General features: G+C 72.1%; 13 protein-coding genes and 1 pseudogene. 4 read left to right on the plus strand and 10 right to left on the minus strand.

Annotation, left to right across the window (positions count from 1 at the left end):
- Positions 1-71: 71 nt before the first annotated feature.
- From ASG94_RS05485 to ASG94_RS05495, 3 genes are read right to left on the minus strand one after another with little or no spacing between them, the layout of a single operon-like run.
- The gene (locus ASG94_RS05485) at positions 72-1,211 is read right to left on the minus strand and encodes a delta-60 repeat domain-containing protein (protein ID WP_156411428.1); all 1,140 of its coding nucleotides are present in this window, start codon (positions 1,209-1,211) and stop codon (positions 72-74) included.
- 50 nt (positions 1,212-1,261) lie between these two features.
- A complete protein-coding gene (locus tag ASG94_RS05490; protein WP_056925338.1) occupies positions 1,262-2,653 on the minus strand; it encodes an O-antigen polysaccharide polymerase Wzy in 1,392 nt (463 codons plus the stop codon).
- A gap of 8 nt (positions 2,654-2,661) precedes the next feature.
- On the minus strand, positions 2,662-4,014 hold the full coding sequence (locus ASG94_RS05495; RefSeq protein WP_156411429.1) for a lipopolysaccharide biosynthesis protein: 1,353 nt from the start codon (positions 4,012-4,014) through the stop codon (positions 2,662-2,664).
- Positions 4,015-4,061: 47 nt separating this feature from the next.
- On the opposite strand from ASG94_RS05495, the gene ASG94_RS05500 reads away from it, so the two are divergent.
- The gene (locus ASG94_RS05500) at positions 4,062-5,837 is read left to right on the plus strand and encodes a tyrosine-protein kinase family protein (RefSeq protein WP_268788563.1); all 1,776 of its coding nucleotides are present in this window, start codon (positions 4,062-4,064) and stop codon (positions 5,835-5,837) included.
- 10 nt (positions 5,838-5,847) lie between these two features.
- Here the strand turns inward: ASG94_RS05500 and ASG94_RS05505 are convergent, their stop codons facing one another.
- Positions 5,848-6,435, minus strand: a complete 588-nt coding sequence (locus ASG94_RS05505; protein WP_056925341.1) for an arsenate reductase/protein-tyrosine-phosphatase family protein — start codon at positions 6,433-6,435, stop codon at positions 5,848-5,850.
- Positions 6,436-6,439: 4 nt separating this feature from the next.
- Positions 6,440-7,321, minus strand: a complete 882-nt coding sequence (locus ASG94_RS05510; RefSeq protein ID WP_056925342.1) for a hypothetical protein — start codon at positions 7,319-7,321, stop codon at positions 6,440-6,442.
- A 228-nt stretch (positions 7,322-7,549) separates the two neighbouring features.
- On the opposite strand from ASG94_RS05510, the gene ASG94_RS05515 reads away from it, so the two are divergent.
- The 3 genes from ASG94_RS05515 to ASG94_RS05525 all read left to right on the plus strand — a co-directional run bounded on the left by ASG94_RS05515 (position 7,550) and on the right by ASG94_RS05525 (position 10,990).
- A complete protein-coding gene (locus ASG94_RS05515) occupies positions 7,550-8,719 on the plus strand; it encodes a hypothetical protein (RefSeq protein ID WP_056925343.1) in 1,170 nt (389 codons plus the stop codon).
- 137 nt (positions 8,720-8,856) lie between these two features.
- Positions 8,857-9,810: a sulfotransferase family protein gene (locus tag ASG94_RS05520; protein ID WP_056925344.1), complete on the plus strand. Its 954-nt coding sequence runs from the start codon at positions 8,857-8,859 to the stop codon at positions 9,808-9,810.
- Positions 9,811-9,844: 34 nt separating this feature from the next.
- Complete coding sequence (locus ASG94_RS05525; protein WP_056925345.1) at positions 9,845-10,990, plus strand: glycosyltransferase family 4 protein; 1,146 nt, start codon at positions 9,845-9,847, stop codon at positions 10,988-10,990.
- Between the two features lie 77 nt (positions 10,991-11,067).
- Here the strand turns inward: ASG94_RS05525 and ASG94_RS05530 are convergent, their stop codons facing one another.
- The 5 genes and pseudogenes from ASG94_RS05530 to ASG94_RS05550 all read right to left on the minus strand — a co-directional run bounded on the left by ASG94_RS05530 (position 11,068) and on the right by ASG94_RS05550 (position 16,310).
- Positions 11,068-12,228: a glycosyltransferase gene (locus ASG94_RS05530; RefSeq protein ID WP_056925346.1), complete on the minus strand. Its 1,161-nt coding sequence runs from the start codon at positions 12,226-12,228 to the stop codon at positions 11,068-11,070.
- Between the two features lie 60 nt (positions 12,229-12,288).
- Positions 12,289-13,209 (minus strand): sulfotransferase domain-containing protein, encoded by a 921-nt coding sequence (locus ASG94_RS21615; RefSeq protein ID WP_056925347.1) that lies wholly within the window; start codon positions 13,207-13,209, stop codon positions 12,289-12,291.
- A gap of 101 nt (positions 13,210-13,310) precedes the next feature.
- Positions 13,311-13,673, minus strand: a pseudogene (locus ASG94_RS21620) (PKD domain-containing protein); the annotation flags it as partial.
- 368 nt (positions 13,674-14,041) lie between these two features.
- Positions 14,042-14,251 (minus strand): hypothetical protein, encoded by a 210-nt coding sequence (locus ASG94_RS05545; RefSeq protein ID WP_056925349.1) that lies wholly within the window; start codon positions 14,249-14,251, stop codon positions 14,042-14,044.
- Positions 14,163-16,310 (minus strand): malectin domain-containing carbohydrate-binding protein, encoded by a 2,148-nt coding sequence (locus tag ASG94_RS05550; RefSeq protein WP_156411431.1) that lies wholly within the window; start codon positions 16,308-16,310, stop codon positions 14,163-14,165. The genes ASG94_RS05545 and ASG94_RS05550 overlap by 89 nt, the downstream gene beginning before the upstream one ends.
- Between the last annotated feature and the right edge of the window lie 16 nt (positions 16,311-16,326).

Genomic DNA, 16,326 nt, shown 5'->3' on the forward strand with positions numbered 1-16,326 from the left:
CCTCCACCCCGTCCTTATGGGGAGGACGAGGTGGAGGTCAGCCGGAGCAGGGCAGCAGGTGGCCCGGCCGTCTACGGGGTGCCGGGGAACCGGGCGAACCGGACCCGCTCGACTCCGCTCACCGTCGTGAAGGTGCCGCCCACCGACAGCGAGCCTTGGGTCGGGGTGATGGCCCACACGCCCATGTCACCGCCGCTGGGGTCCGGGGCCCACGGCGTCACCGTGCCGTCGCTCGCGTTGAGCGAGGCGAGGAACATCCTCTTGATCTTGAAGGTCGTGATCTGGGAGAAGTGTCCACCGATGTAGACCTCGCCCGTGGGTGAGGGGTAGATCGCCTGGGTGTCACCGCTGGTCTTGCGGATCCACACCAGGGTGCTGGTGCCGGCCGTGTCGTAGGAGAAGAGACGGTTGTCCGGGGTGGAGAAGTAGAAGCGGGTGCCGTCCGGCGACAGTCCGACGGTGATCGCGCGGTCGCTGCCCTCGACGGGGTTGAACGCGGTCGCGTCACCGGTGCTGGCCGAGACCGCCCCCACGCCGAAGGGCCGGTCGAGCCCGCCGAGCTTGCTGAACTGGCCTCCTGCGAAGACGGTGGCGCCGTCCGGGGACACCCGGATCGCCTTGATGCCGGCATTGGCGCGGGGGCGGAAGTTGGAGACGACGTCGCCCGCGGCGTCCAGGGCGACCATGGAGGCACGGACGGTGCCGTCGATGCCGCTGAAGGTGCCGCCGACGTAGAGACGGTCACCCTGGCTGGCGAGGGCCCACAGACCCGGCGAGGCGCCCGTGGTGTCGGCCTGCCAGCCCGGCAGGGCGGTGCCCGTGGCGGTGTCCACGGCCGCGAGGTTGGCGCGCACCGCTCCCCCGGCGTTGTCGAAGCGCCCGCCGAGGTAGACCGTGGTGCCGTCGGCCGAGCCGGCCAGCGCCCGGACGATGCCGTCCGGGGACGGGTTGAAGTTGGGGTCCAGGGTGCCGTCGGCACGGATGGCCGCGGCGTTGTTGCGCGGCTTGCCGCCGACGGTGGTGAACTCGCCGCCGATGATGGTGAGGTCGCCGACCTGGGCGATGGCGTACACCGGCCCGTTGACCCGGGGCGTGACGTCCGGGGTCAGGGAGACGCTGGCCTGCGCCGCCTGGGGCAGGACCACCAGGCCCAGGGTGGCCAGGGCCACCGCTCCCCGTCGGCCCAGCCGAGTGAGTTGCTGAACGGTCATGAGTGTCGCCTTCGGCTCGGATGGGCCGCACCGTGCGCCCGTCTGAAACGCTAGGTGCGACTCATCGGCCGGGCATCCCACGATTTGGTGACATCCGCGTCGGGCAGGCTGCGCAGTCGCCGCCGCGGGCCGCCGCCCCGCGGCGCGAGGTAGCGCGCGAGCAGCCACATCGGCCCCAGCCAGATGATGAACTTCATCGGCACCTGGTTGTCCCAGCCCAGCGGGAACACGAAGACCGCGGCGATGACCGCCACACCCGTGTTGAAGCCGCTCCTGGGCCGGCGGCGCTGGGCGGCCGCCACCATCCCGATGACCAGGCCGGAGATGAGGCCGCCCAGGGGCAGGCCCAGCCACCCGAAGTTCAGGTACCACAAGGCGCCGGCGCCCATCGGCCACCCGTTGAGCTTGCGGGGCTCGTACACCTGGCGGAACCACTTGCCGGGAGGGATGCCCGTGGGCTTGCCGGGCCAGATCATCCGGGGAACCGCTCCCAGGATGCCCTCGTAGAAGTCCTCCCCGCCGCGGAACCTCTGCGTGGAGGGCCAGTCGCGGAAGGACAGCATGGCGGCGTCGAAGTAGATCGAGTTGGTGCCGACCGACGCCTGGCGCCACGCGCTCGAGGCGGCGTAGTTGGCCTGGACCTCTCCGTGCGACAGCGTGTCGCGGACCATCCGCATCCCGCTCGCCGCGACGATCACCAGCGCGCAGGCCACGAGCAGGCGGACCAGCACCCGCTCGCGGCGTACCCGCCGTTGGTGCCGGCGGTGCCGCTGGACGCCGAGCACGAGCGTGGCGGCGACCACGACCAGCACACCCCGGCTGCCCCACATGAACACGAAGAACGCGTTCGCGAACGCGCAGACGAGCGGGAGGTAGGTCAGCGTGCGTGACGTGCAGCCCTGCCGTCGCAGGTCGATGAAGGTCGTGACCGCCAGCACCGCCCCGACGGCCGAGACCGAGCGCAGCCAGTACAACCCGGCCAGGGCCTTGTCGTACTTGCCGGCGACGATCACGCCGCCGACCCCGCCGTAGCGGGCCATCAGGTACGCCGAGACGAGGGCGCCGACGGCGGTCAGCACGAACGTCACCGCAAGCGCCCGACGCAGGTCCGTCTCCTTCTCGGCGAAGAAGGGCGCCCATCCGCGCGCACCCGAACGCGTCACCGCCGCGATGCCCAGCATGGCCATGGCCAGGAAGAGGCTGAGGCCGAGGAGGGTGCGGGTGAGCAGGGAGGGCAGCGTCCCGAGGAAGAACAGGTCGGTCGGATGCGGTCCGTCGAGGCCGAGCACGAAGATCAGCGGCCGGAAGCCGTAGAAGAGGCAGAAGACCAGCACGAACAGGAGCACGACGTCGCTGGGACCACGACCGAGGATCACGGCGCACGTGATGAGCAGGCTGAAGAACACCATCGCGGCCAGCACGACCGACAGGGTCAGCTCCACGAGGCCTCCTAGCCGGATGTCCTGGCCAGGAGGGAGAGCTCAGGACGCAGGGTCGCGTGGGTCGACAGGCCGAGGTTACGACGCGTGCGCCACCACATCAGGGTGAACACGAAAACCGAGACGGTCAAGGCCGAGACGGTGAGACCCATCAGCCCGAACGCCAGGGCGGCCGGCACACCGATGGCCACGCGGAGCACGGCACCGGCCCACTGGACCCGGGCCGAGACGCCCTCGCGCCCGAGCATGGACAGCGCGGTGCCGGCCATGCCCGTCGCGACGTTGCCGAACGAGCCGATCGACACCAGCAGCAGCACCGGCACCGCGGCGCGGAACCCCGGGCCGTAGACGAGGTCGACCACCAGTCCGGGGGCCACGACGAACGGCAGCGCCAGCAGCAGGGTCATCCCGGTCGCGACCGTGGCCCCGGTGCGCAGGAGGCGCTCGAGGGACCCGTCGTCGTGCGCCTGCCGCCCGGCTCGGGCGATGACGGGCGCGAAGACCACCTGCAGCGCGGTCAGGGGCAGCACCAGGAGCAGCGCGAGCCGCTGTCCCGCGGTGTACATGGAGGTGTCGACGCTCGAGAGCAGCAGGCTCGCGATCCAGATCTCGATGCTGACGTTGAGGTACGTCGCGACCTGGCCGCTCAGGAAGCGCCAGTCGCGACGCACGGTCATCCGCAGGTCGCGCCACAACCGCGGGCGAGGTCCGCCGAGACCGCGCCAGCGGCGGCGTACGACGGAGCGCGCGATCAGCAGGGGGACCAGGTAGCCCGCGCACACAGCCGCCAGCGCCCCCACCAGACCCGTCGCGGGGGCGAGCAGCCACACCGCGAGCACGCTCCCCGCCTGGAGTGCGGCGACGAACGCCCCACCCGAGCGACCCTCGAGGAGGCTGGCGAACCGGACGTGGCCCAGCCCCCGCACGTAGTTGGCCCACAGCTGCTGCTGGCCCGTGACCACGACCAGGGCGGCCAGCACGACGCCCAGCGCGAATCGTTGCCACACCTCGTCGCCGTCGACCAGGACCGCGGCCGCCACGCCACCGACGAGCCCGGCGGCGGGCAGCGTCGTCAGCGACACGGCCCTCACACCGTTGCGCAGCACCGCCATGGCCTCCGGCTCGTCCTTGTCACGCAGCCGGGCGACCTCCCGCAGGCCGGACCGGTGGGAGCCCATGAGACCGATCTGGCCCAGCAGGCCCGCGGCGGCCAGTGCCGCCACGAAGGAGCCGAAGTCCGCGGGACCGAGCCACCGACCCGCCACGGCGGTGACCCCGAGGAAGCCCAGGATGGCGCCGGCGTAGGACGCCGAGAACCAGATCATCGCGCCCCGAACGGACGTTCCGACCCCCGATGTGCTCACGACGCCTACACTGCACGAAAAGGGGATCCGCTGGGGGCTGTTCGCTGATGATCGAAGAAGAAGCCGTATCGCCGGACCGACAGGGTCTCCGCGAGTCCGTCCGCGTGCTTCGACGCCGGTGGCGCATGGCGCTGCTCGTGCTCCTCGCCGCTGTTGCCGTCAGCTGCGCCTACTCGCTGGCTGCCACTCCCCTGTACATCGCGACCGCCGACGTGCTGATCGAGCCCTCGGGTGCTGACATCAGTGCGTCCAGCGGCACCAAGATCGACGCGGACGAGGTGGCCACGCAGGTCCAGGTGGTGACCTCGCTGCCGGTCTCCCGGCTGGTCCAGGAGCGCTTCTCCCTCGCGTCCCCGCCCGACCTGTCGGAGCTGGTGAGCGTGCAGGCGGTCGGGACCAGTCGCATCCTGCGCGTCACCGCCCAGGACTCCTCGCCCGACCGGGCCGCGCGGACCGCCAACATCGTGGCGACGTCGTACCTCCAGTTCCGCGAGCAGGACTCGGTCGGGCGCTACGAACAGGCGCGGGACCGCCTCGCCCAGGAGCAGGCGGACATCGAGAGCCGTCTCAGCGAGGTCAACGCCCTGCTCGAGAAGAACCCCGGCGGCCAGGCCCTCCAGGGCGAGCGGCGCACCCTCATCGCCTCGTCCGCCCAGGTGGCGGCCCAGATCGACGCGCTCACCGACTCCCTCACCACGGCGGCGGCGGGCGGCGAGCTGCTGCACTCGGCCGAGCCGGCGGACAACCCCGTCTCCCCCCAGATCGTGCTCAACCTGATCCTCGGCGCCCTCGTCGGCCTGGTCCTCGGCGTCGGTGCCGCGCTGCTGCGCGACCGCCTGGACGACGTGGTGCACGACGAGGAGGCCGTGCGCCAGGCCTTGGACGCCGTCGTGCTGGCCCGGGTGCCGCAGTGGTCCGAGCGCTCCCACCGCGACCGCCTCGTCACCCTGGTGGACCCGCACTCCCCGGCCAGCGAGGAGTACCAGCGACTGGGCGTCAACGTCCGCTTCATGGTGGCCACCGGGGCGCAGGAGTCCGCGCCGATCGTGCTGCTGACGTCCGGGCAGGAGAGCGAGGGCAAGACGGTCACCAGCTGCAACCTCGCCGTCTCTGCCGCCCGGCTGGGCCTCAACGTCGTGCTCATCGACGCCGACTTCCGCCGGGCCTCGGTCGCACCTCGGTTCGGCCTCGGCGATCCGCCCGGCCTCTCGGACCTGCTGGTGAGCGAGGAGGACCCCTCCTCGTACCTCATCGACATCGGCGTCGACAACCTCACGCTGCTGCCGGCCGGCACCCTGCCGCCCAACCCCGCCGCCCTGCTCGCGTCCGGGCAGATGCACCTCGTCCTGGAGGAGCTCGCGGCGAAGGCGGACATGATCGTGGTCGACAGCCCGCCGGTCCTGACCGGCGCCGACACCCTCGAGCTCGCAGCCCTCGCCGACATGGTGGTCGTGGTGACCCGCGAGCGGGTCTCGCGCCGTCGTCAGCTCGTCGCCGTGCGCGAGACGCTGCGCCAGGTCTCGGTCGAGTCGGTGGGCATCGTCTACAACGGGGTGGGCGACTCCGCCCGGGCGACGTACTCCTACACCTCGCGCGAGCGCGCGGTCACGGGCACGGATGCGGCGCCCGACTCCGCGCCGACCCGTGCCGGGAAGGACCAGGCCGGCGACCCCGTCCCGTCCGCCGGCACCCCTCCCCCGTCCGGGGACACCCACCATGGCTCGGCTCCGACGGGCCACCGGGACACACCACCCGTGGCGCCCGCCGGACATGGGGACAGCAGGAAGACCGCGGTGGCCGAGCCCGGCGACGACGTGGCCTGACGAACGCCGCTCAGCCCTGGCCGCGGGCGGCGATCGGGACCACGTGGCCGGCGATCTCGCTGACGAGTCCGACCAGGGTGTCGGCCACGACCTGGTGGTAGTACACCGTGTGCCCCACGGGGTCCGGCACGTCCTCGCGCTCGAGCGCCGGCGGGATGAGCGGGCGCAGCCGGTGGGCCCGGCGCGCGGTCTCCCCCCACGTCTCGATCGGTGGTGCCACCTCGGTCGAGAGGAGCCGGGCGAGCTCGACGATGGTGAAGGTCTTGGGGATGGCCGACCTCGACAACCGGCCCGTCGCCGCCCGCTGGTTCTCGGTCATCGTGAGGACCATCCCCGCCTGGTCGAGCAGGTCGCCGGTGACGGCGACGGGGCGGTGGCGGTGCAGGTCGACGCCGCGTTCCTGCGCCACCTCGATCGCCTCCGCTCCCGGCCAGGCCCCGGGGGTGACCTCCAGACCCGCCGAGGTGACGCCGAGGTCGGTGCGGCCCAGGGACAGCAGCTCGCGGCGCAGGAGCGCGGCGGCAAGGGGGCTGCGGATCAGGTTGGCCCGGCACAGGACGACCAGGGACCTGTGACGACCCGGATGGCGTGGGTCCACCCGGTCAGCGCCCCGCGCCCGGCACGGCGACCTGGATGACCTCGCTGTTGGCGCCCTCGCTGCCCAGGAGCACGTGGGTCCCGTCGGCGTCGAAGGTGAGCGACTCCCCCTGCGGCTGAGACGGCGGCGTCACCATCGTGGGCGCGCCGCCGATCTCCCCGTAGAAGAACACCTTGCCCTGGTTGCGCAGCGCGAAGGTCCCGCCGTCCGACGCGAAGTCGCCGGCCGAGATGTTGGGAGGTGCGGTCGCGACGGCTCGCAGCCGGTTGGGCCGGTCGGGGTCCAGCTGCGCCGGGGCGGCGTAGATCGTCCCTCCGTCGGGCTCCTTGGTCACCAGGTAGACCCGTAGGTCCCGGGGGTCGACCAGCAGGGCCTCGGCGTCGTGAGGACCGTCGGGGTAGACCAGCTCGTAGCTCGTCGTCACCAGGCTGGCGCTGACCAGCACCTCCGGCTCCTCGACCACCTCGATCGTCACGCTCTCGCGCACCTCGTCGTTGTCACCCGTGTCGGCGACCCACAGCCGGCCGTCCGGGGACGCGGCCATGTCCTCCCAGTCCAGGGCGGGGGCATCCAGGCGCAGGACCGCACGCGTTCCGTTGCTGTCCACCGCGAACAGCGCAGCCGTGTCTCCCCGGTCGTTGTGGGTGTAGAGGACGCCGTCGTGCACGTGGCTGAGCGCCAGGCCGCTGGACTCGGTGATGCGCGGGTCCGCGATGGTCAGGGGTCCCGCCGCCTGGCCCGGGGTCTCGGGCGCCGCGGACGGTGCGGAGGTGGTCGAGGTCGACGACACGGCCGGCTCGAGCGGGTGGGCCGGAGCCTGGCCGCGCTGGCACCCCGCGAGCGCACCCACGACGACGACCGCCAGCCCCCAGCTGCGCCACGACACGTCGGCCCCCTCCTCACGTCCAGCACCGCACTCGGCCGACGAGTTCGTGCGCTCGGCCGGATCGCCGGCCCGCCTGCGCGGCCACCGATAACCTAGTCTGCCCGTGGGTCCCGTGCACGGACAACGGCGACCACCAGGGGGTGCGGGATGTCTGCAGCGTCGAGACGCGTACGTCGATGGGCAGGGACCCTGCCAGGGGCTGGCCCGAGCGGTGCGTCCGTCCCGCCGGTGCTGCTCGAGACCGCGCGGGTGGTCTGGCCCACCGCACGACGGATCGAGGTCACCCGTTCGCGCCGCCCCGGCCCCGACGAGCGCGACTACGCCGTCCTCCCCCGCACCGCCGGGCCCCGGTGGCTGCTGCCGGTGGACGCGCCGGCCACCGGCGAGGCCCTCGTCGGTCAGGAGAGCAGCCGGCGACGGGCGGCCGTGCGAGGTCTGGTCGCAGCGCACCGCGCAGGACTCGCGCGGCGGGTGCCGGTGCGTCGCCTCCGCGTCACGTCCGGGCACGACAACTCCCTGGTGGCGCTGCTGGAGGAGACGTTCGAACCCGACGCCGACGTCGCGATCAGGCTGGGCAGCTGGGCCCACGCCCGCAACGTGGTCGTCCGCGTCCTCGACCGCGAGGGGACCACCGTGGCCTTCGGCAAGGTCGGCATCGACGCGCACGGTCTCGCCTCGGTCCGCGCCGAGGGTGCCAACCTGGCCCACGTGGCCGGTCTGGGGCTGCGGCTCGTCGAGCACTCCGAGGTGATCGCGCGGCGCGAGTGGCGGGGCCTGGACGTCCTGCTCGTGACCCCCCTCGTGCCCGGACCCGCCGCCGCCGACCCCGCGGCGCTGCCCGTCGAGGCCATGCTCGAGCTCGCCCGCTCCGGCGGCCCCCGCACCACCCTGCTCGCCGACAGCGCCTGGTGGACGAGCGTGGGCGCCCGCCTCGACGAGGTCGCCGACATGCAGCTGCGCGTCGAGCTGCAGGCCCTGGCCCGCACGCTGGCGGTCACCTCCGTCCCGGTCCCCCTCGGACCCTGGCACGGCGACTGGACCGCGTGGAACATGGCGTGGTCGGGGCGTCGGGTGCTGCTGTGGGACTGGGAGCACTTCGCCGAGGACGTGCCAGTGGGCTTCGACCTCGTGCACCACCTGGCGCAGGGCCTCCGCGTCTCGTCGGGCACCGGCCCCGCTGCGCAGGCCGAGTGGCGCTCCCGGTCGGACGACGTCCTGGCCAGTCACGTCGGTCTCGACGCGCCCGCCCGGGACCTGGTGCTGGCGGCGTACCTGCTCGAGGTCAACCTGCGCTACGTCCTGGACCGCCAGGGCACCACGCAGGCCGCGACCCCCCGCGCAGGCTGGGGCCTGGACCTCCTGCGACGCGAGACGGCACGACTGCCGGCCACCTCCTGACCGCGGTCCGCCCACGCTCAGGGCATCACTTCACCAATTGTGGGCATGACCCCACCGGACCAGCCCGGGACGCTCGGAGGTAGCACCGTCGCTCGGCGGTGGACGATGGGCAGCACTGGGGCGGGGGCGACCGACGCATGGATCGACGCACGGGCACCACCGTTCCCACCTTCGTGGTCGCCGGCGCCGGCCGTGCCGGGACCACCGGTCTCGTCGAGGCCCTCCGCGCGCACCCCCACGCCTTCGTCACCACGCCCAAGGAGCCGCACTACCTCGCGATGCACGGCTCCCGTCCGGACTTCCGCGGCCCCGGCGACGACGAGTCCATCAACCGCACGGCCGTCACCGACGAGCGGGACTACCTCGACCTCTTCTCCGACGATCCCGCCCACACGGCGCGGGGGGAGGGTTCGGTGTCCACGCTCTACTACCACCGCACCGCGCTGCCCGAGCTGCTGCGGATCAACCCCGACGTGCGCGTCGTCCTGTTGCTGCGCGAGCCGGTGGCCAGGGCCTACTCGAGCTTCCAGTACCTCCGGGCGCAGGGGCGCGAGCCCGAGGAGGACTTCCTCGCCGCCCTCGACGACGAACCCCGGCGCCGGGCCGACAACTGGCACCACCTGTGGCACTACTCGCAGATGAGCCTGTACGCCGACGCGGTCGCCGACTTCACGACCCAGCTGCGACCGGGACACCTCGGCGTCTGGTTCCACGACGACCTCGAGGCGGACTTCGCCGGCACGTTGCGCGAGGTCGTGCAGTTCCTCGGCCTTCCCGCCGTCCCGGGCCTGGGCGAGGACGCGGCGCGCGTCAACATCTCCGGGACACCGCGCTTCCACCGTCTCCAGCAGGGACTCTGGTGGGCGTCGGGTCGACCCGCGGTGCGCCGCAGTGCCCGCGCGCTCACGAGCTGGCGGTTCCGCGAGGCCGTGCGGTCGCGGCTCATCACCCGCCAGGAGGTCCCGGACCGGGTGGTCGATGCCGTGGCCCCGCTCTTCGAGGAGGATCTGGCGCGCCTGCGCGACCTCCTGGGCCCTTCGGTGGGTGTGCCGGCCTGGTTGCAGGCTCCCCGCGGGGCGCGGACGGCATGAGCAGGCGACGAGACGTCACGGACCCGGTTTCGCGATGCGCCTGAACATCGACGGCCGGTTCCTCCTGCAGGACGTGACCGGCGTGCAGAAGGTCGCCATCGAGCTCGTCCGGGCCATCGACGTGATGCTGGCCGACGGCAGCCTGCCGGGCCTCGAGGTCGTCGTGTGGGCGCCCAGGAAGGGCCGGCTGGTCACCCAGCCGGACTACAAGGCGGTCGAGCTGCGTCGGGCGGGACGCTGGTCCGGGCACGCCTGGGAGCAGCTGGAGCTGCCGCGCCTGGTGGACTCCGGGCCGCTGCTGTGCCTGGGCAACCTCGCCCCCCTGGCGTTGCTGGCCACCGGGCGGACGCCGGTCCACACGATGGTCCACGACCTGTCCTACCGCTACTTCCCCGACGCCTACAGCAGGGCGTTCCGCCTTGCGTACGGCGTGCTGGTCCCCCTCGCGCTCGCGAGGTCGCGGACCGTCTTCACGGTCTCGCTGAGCGAGCGGGACTCCATCCTCCGCCACCATCCCCGCCTCGTGGGGACCGAGCGCCTCGTCGCCGTGCAGAACGGTGGCGGCGAGGGCGCCGCCATGGCCCGACCCAGTGAGGAACGTCGCTCCCGGGAGGCGGGCGTCGCCGAGGTGCCGTCCCGCACGGTGCGCGACCGTCGCTGCCTGTACGTCGGCTCGCTCACCCGCCGCAAGAACGCGCCCGGGCTCGCCCGCGCCGCCGTCGAGCTGGTCCGCACCACCGACCTCGACGTCGTCTTCGTCGGTGCCACCGGTGCGAGCTTCGAGGAGGCGGGCATGACCATCCCCGCGGAGCTCGCCCACCGGGTGCACTTCCTGGGCCAGGTCAACGACCCCGAGCTCATCGAGGCGGAGTACCGCCGCGCGAGCGTCTTCCTCTTCCCCTCGCACTACGAGGCCTCACCGCTCCCGCCGGTGGAGGCCATGCGCTACGGCTGTCCGGTGGTCTCGGCCGACATCCCGAGCCTGCGCGAGCGCTGCGGCGACGCCGTCCTCTACTGCGACCCCCACGACGTGACGTCCATGGTCGCCCAGGTGCGCCGCGCCACGGAGGATGCCTCCGAGTGGGACCGCCTGCAGGCGGCCGGCCTCGAGCAGGCGGCCCGCTTCTCGTGGCTCGAGCAGGCACGCACCGTGCTCGCGCACGTCACCGACACCCCCTGAGCGTCCCGCCGTCGCGCGCCCCGGGACGCCCTGCGCCCCCGGGCGCCCCCGGGCGCCCCAGGGGCGACGGCGGCGCCTCAGGGCTGGGGCTGCGGCCGCGGGGTCGTCGGCACCTGCGCCTCGGTGCGCGGGCGCGGCACCCGCACCCCGGCCGGTGCCACCGTGGGCGTGGGCGTGCCGACCGCGAGGTCGCGGATGGTCTGCTGGAACGTCGCGGTCGTGTAGTTGCCCGCGTGGCGCAGGATGGCCTCGGTGTCGTAGGAGCCGGGCAGGCGCTCCAGCGCCTCGATGAAGGCATCTCCCGTGGGCGCCTCGGCGAAGACACCGGTGACTCCCTCGACCATGGAGTCCAGGAAGCCGCCGCCCCGCAGTAGCACGGCAGGGGTACCGAAGCCGAAGCCCTCCACCGGCGTCAGCCCGAAGTCCTCGTGGGAGAGGCTGACGACCGCCGCGGCGTTCGCGTACAACCAGCGCAGCTGGTCGTCGGACACGTCGGTGAGGCGGGTGACGTGCGGCAGCAGCTCGACCCCGTCGTACCCGCCGACGACGACCAGGTGGGCCTTGCCGTAGCGGCTGACGGCCTCGGCCACCACGTCGATGTGCTTGTAGCCACGTCCGCGCCCGACGCTGAGCAGGAACCCCGGCTCGATGTGCTCGACCGGCTCCAGGAGTCCGGCCGGGTCGAGCGCGCTCGGAGGGTTCACCACCGTGGCGTCGATGCCGTAGACGTCCTTGATACGTGCGGCCACGGCACTGGAGTTGGCGACGTAGACGTCGGCCGTCCCGGCGGCGCGCGCGTCCCAGCGACGCAGGCCCGGGGCCAGCGTGCGGGCGACCGCCGCGACGGGGCGCGACCGGTCCCGCAGGTAGTCCTCGGACTGGTAGAGCCAGCGGGCGGGGTTGTGGCAGTAGACGACCTTGCGGACGCCGGGCGGCACGTGGACCCCGTGGGCCCATCCCGAGCTGCTGCAGACGACGGCCGAGGCCTCGGGGGCGTGCATCCGGTCCCAGGCCGAGGCCAGGAACGGGAAGGCGTGGCGGGGGTCGCGCCGGAACGCGGAGTACCGCTGCAGGTGCGACGTGCGCACGGTGTAGTCACCGAAGCCCGCGAACGTGTGCTCGCCGTCGTGCAGCGACGTGATCAGCTCCGCCTCCGGGAAGGCCTGGAGCAGGGTCAGCGCGACCCGCTCCGCACCACCTCGCTGCGTGCAGTAGTCGTGCGCGATGCTCACCACCATGGTCGCCCTCCCTGCCTGATCGATCGTCCGACGCAGCAGCCCCCCGGCCCTGAGTCCATGTCAGCCCCAGCGCATGTCGCGCCCGAGGCGCTCGGAGAGGGCCTCGTTGTACGGGCGGTAGTACTCCGCGAGCCGCTCCTTGGTCCGCGGGTCGATCGGCGGCTTGGAGCGCTCGTTGTAGGTCTTGAGGTCGATGTCCGGGCACTGCCTGATGCCCAGGAACGTCTGCACCTCGGCGAACACGGCACCGGGGTCGGCGTACATGTCCTCGGCCCGCAGCACGAGCAGCTGCTCGGCGGGCCAGGTGTCGAGCCACGTGCTGAGGTGCTCGAGGTAGCGGCCCCGGGCCAGGTAGGTGAACTGGTCGTGCTCGAGGGAGTAGTAGGACGGGTCGTCGCGCAACCGGTCGTGGTCGACGTCGGCGAGCCTCGACTCCTCGGCCTCGATCGCCGCCTCGAAGGTCGGCAGCGTCTCGGTGCCGGCCGAGACCCGGTCCCAGTAGTTGGAGTAGGCGCGACTCACCGGGTTGCGCAGCACGGCGATGACCTTGGCGTCGGGCACCACCGAGCGCGCCCGGGCGGAGGCTGCCGGGTGGAACATGTAGTAGGGGCTCGCCTCCCCCACGACCGCGCCCGGGTGCTGCCGGCGGGCGCGCTCGGTCGGGAAGTGCCCGCGGTACCAGTCGACTCCCTCGTGGAAGCTGATGTCGAAGAAGTGGGCGCTCTTCAGCGGCTGGAACGACGGGAACATCCGCAGGTTGTCCGGGTGCTGGATCAACCAGTTGGTCAGGGAGGACGTCCCTCCCTTCTTGGCCCCGATGATGAGGTAGTCGGGCAACGGCCGGCGCGAGGAGGTCTGCGCGCCGTACCTGCGGGCCGCCGACCGCACCGCCAGCTGGGCGGTCCGGGGCGTCGTGCGCCGGAGCAGCTGGACGGTGCGGGGCATCTCCACGCCGCGAACGGGCTGGGCGGTCTGGGTCATGACAGTCCTTCGAGGTGGTGCCTGGGTGCACGGACGGGTCGACCGCCGCGGTGCGGCGTCGCCGATCGCTCGGCGGCGCCGCACCACGGACGGAGTTGCTGCTAGGACGCCTGGAGGAACAGCGAGCCGCTGCCCCAGGTCAGGCTGTCGATGCCGGGTCCGCTGACCTGCGTGGTGGTGCCGGGCACGGCACCGTCCTGCCACTGCACGGACCTCAACGCACCGTCGGTGCTGCTGTAGTAGAGCTTGCCGTTGGCCAGGAACCCGCCGGCCACCGTGCTCCAGTCGATGCCCGACCCGGTGTTGGGGGCGGTGAACCGCACCGCTCCCACGACGTTGCTCTCCGGGGTGAAGTAGCGGTAGTAGAGCTGGTTCTGGCCACGGATCGTGAAGTACATCCGGCCCGTCACCTTGTCGAACCACATGCCCCGGATCCCGGCGAGCTCGGAGGAGAACGCCGTGAGNGAGCTGGTTCTGGCCACGGATCGTGAAGTACATCCGGCCCGTCACCTTGTCGAACCACATGCCCCGGATCCCGGCGAGCTCGGAGGAGAACGCCGTGAGCCCGTTGAGGTTGATGGCGCGTGCGGTGCCGAACGTGGTGCCGTTGAACGGACGCCACGTGAAGGTCCCGTCGGCCCACCCGGTGTAGAGGCGCCCGTCGACCATGAAGGTGCCCCGTGCGCTGCTCCAGTCGACGCCGCCGTTGGCGATCTGCGTCGAGGTGCTCGCCGCGGTCTCGGTCAGCGGGTTGCGGAACACGTCGTCGGTGCTGTTGTCGGCCGGCGGTGCCACGTCGCAGACACCGGGGGAAGCGACGGCCACCTCAGACTTAGTAGAGCTGGTTCTGGCCACGGATCGTGAAGTACATCCGGCCCGTCACCTTGTCGAACCACATGCCCCGGATCCCGGCGAGCTCGGAGGAGAACGCCGTGAGGTCGTGGAGGTCGATGTCACGCGCGGTGCCGAACGTGGTGCCGTTGAACGGACGCCACGTGAAGGTCCCGTCGGCCCAGCCGGTGTAGAGGCGCCCGTCGGCCATGAACGTGCCCCGTGCGCTGCTCCAGTCGACSCCGCCGTTGGCGATCTGCGTCGAGGTGCTCGCCGCGGTCTCGGTCAGCGGGTTGCGGAACACGTCGTCGGTGCTGTTGTCGGCCGGCGGTGCCACGTCGGTGCGGATGATCGGTCAGCGGGTTGCGGAACACGTCGTCGGTGCTGTTGTCGGCCGGCGGTGCCACGTCGGTGCGGATGATCTCGATGCCGTTGATGAGCGGGTTCTCCMTCACGTGGGACAGGTCGATGTCGACGTTGCCGTCACTGGTGACGGGGAACTCCTTCATCGTGCCCCGCGAGCTGGCGCCGGTGTCGGCGACGATGTCGTAGTCGTCGAGCACCGTCTGGCCCTCGAGGCTCACGTCGAACTTCCGCGCACCGACACTCTGGGTGCAGGTGCACCCGTTGGCGAAGTAGAGCCGCACCTTGAGCGGGACACCGGCGTCGACCGGGAAGTTCCACTGCATCTCCGGGTCGCCGTTGGGGTCCCAGCGCTCGGAGCTGAAGATCTCCGTGGGGGTCTCGGTCGGCACCGCTGCGGTCCGGGTGAACGCCTGGGTCCAGCTCGAGGCGTTGCTGCCGCTGGTGCGGTACGGCGACGTGCTGGACTGGTCGCCCACCCAGTCGGCGTAGCCGTCGAACGACGGGATCGTCGGGCCGCCCGCGTTGACGCGGTAGACCACCGGGCTCGGCCCGGTGGGCACGTTGCGCCGGCCCACGATGTAGGCGTTGCCCGGCAGGGAGCCGGTGTTGTCGGGCGGCAGGAGCTTGCCACCGCTCACGGGCATCAGCCCGATCCGCCCGGCCGCCTGACCACCCAGGGTGTCACCGTCGTGCGCGACCCACAGCCCCTGCGGGGTCGAGTCGAACCGCATCACACCCCAGCGCAACGGCAGCTTGCCCGCGTTGAAGCTCAGCGGCAGGCCGTTGCGGACGTCCAGGGCGGCCATGCCGGAGCGCTTGACCGTGCCGGGACCGACCGTGTCGGCCGCGTACGGGTTGTTGGCCCAGCGGAAGTGACCGCCGACGTACACCGCTGCGCCGGTGACGCCGACCGCGGTCGTGGTGTCGCCGCCCATGTAGTCGACCCAGGTCGGCTGCTGGCCGGGACCGCTGCGGGCGACCTCCCAGCGCGACACCGAGTCGCACAGGGTGCCCGAGATGGCACCGCCGTTGAAGGCGCCCCCGGTGCCGATCACGAAGTACTGGCCGTCGGGCGAGGTGTCGATCCCGAGCGTGTACGTCGGGAAGTTCTGGCTGCAGCTGCCGGAGAAGCGCGTCGTGGACCAGTCGGTCACCGTGGCGGTCGCCCCGCTGGTGTCGATCATCGCGACCTGCACCCGGCTCTGGCCGCCCACGGTGCGGAAGTTGCCGATCGCGATCAACCGCGACCCGTCCGGCGTCATCGCGAACCGCTCCACACCCACCCCGCTGTAGCCCGACGGGATCGAGGCGGTGGTGGTCTCGCGGAACACGTCGGCGAACGTGATGTTGACCTGGCCGGTGTCGGCCCCGGTCGTCGGGTTCAGCGCGACCAGGCCCGCACGCGGCACGCCGCCCACGGTGGTGAAGTAGCCGCCGGCGTACAACCGGCCGTTGGCCAGGTGCAGGTCCATCACCTTGCCGTCGAAGCCCGGCGAGCGGAACGTCGTCATCACCTGACCGGTGTTGACGTTGATCCGCGCGATCCGGTTGGTCTGCGGCGCGCCGGCCACGCTGGTGAACTGACCGCCCACGAACACGCTGACGCCGTCACCGGCCGGGATCACGTCCCACACCCGAGTGTTGATGCCGGGGACGAACGTCGTGCTCACCGCACCGCTGGAGTTGAAGGCCGCGATGTTGTTGCGGGTGTAGACGGTGCCGTTGCGAGCCCGGACCCGGGTGAAGCTCCCACCGATGACCGTGGTGCTCCCGACGGTGGCGGTCCCGAAGACTCCACCGCCGTCCTCCACGATCGGGGTCCAGTTCGCCGGGACGGTCGACACCACCCGGTCGTGCTGGACCCCCGCCTGGGCGGGAGCCATGGGTGAGAGCAGGACAGCCACCCCCAACCCTGCAACC

The sequence above is a fragment of the Nocardioides sp. Soil805 genome (genome assembly GCF_001429625.1).
Taxonomy (GTDB): Bacteria; Actinomycetota; Actinomycetes; order Propionibacteriales; family Nocardioidaceae; genus Nocardioides.